The sequence below is a fragment of the Pseudomonas sp. EL_65y_Pfl2_R96 genome (genome assembly GCF_963970905.1).
Classification (GTDB): Bacteria; Pseudomonadota; Gammaproteobacteria; order Pseudomonadales; family Pseudomonadaceae; genus Aquipseudomonas.
In genome coordinates, this window is record NZ_CAXAQH010000345.1 from 1 (window position 1) to 454 (window position 454).

1 protein-coding gene is annotated in these 454 nt (G+C 58.8%); it reads right to left on the minus strand.

Annotation, left to right across the window (positions count from 1 at the left end):
* Nucleotides 1–131 precede the first annotated feature (131 nt).
* On the minus strand, nucleotides 132–454 hold a 323-nt coding region (locus AACY49_RS30965; RefSeq protein ID WP_339528121.1), incomplete at its 5' end, for a pilus assembly protein PilP.

Here is a 454-nt window from a genome sequence, read left to right on the forward strand (position 1 = left end):
CGACGCGATCACCCGGCAATGCCGCCACGTACAGCGTCTTCAGATTGGCCGCGATTACCATCGGCGACATCAGCGCTATCCATAGCGAAAAACCGAGGGTGGAGAAAATCCTGTTCATTATTCGACTTCCACTAAGAGTGCTCTTTCAAAGGAATGGTGCGTGGACGCTCCAGCCAGGCGCCTTCGCCGTCGGGCACGATTTCAATGACATCGACCTGAGTGGCGCTGATGGCAACGATGCGCCCGTCGTTGCGCCCCAGGTAGTCGCCGACCTTCAACCGATGCACCCCGCCCGCCCCGCGCAATAGCGCAAAGGAGCGGTTGGCATTGGAAATCGTGCCGACCATTTCAAACTGCTCGATGTTGAAGCCTTCGAGGTATTGCCTGACCCGGTTCGGGTCAGGTTTGACGTTGCGCGAACCGTGCTTCTGCCCGGCCAGATCGACACGCACCT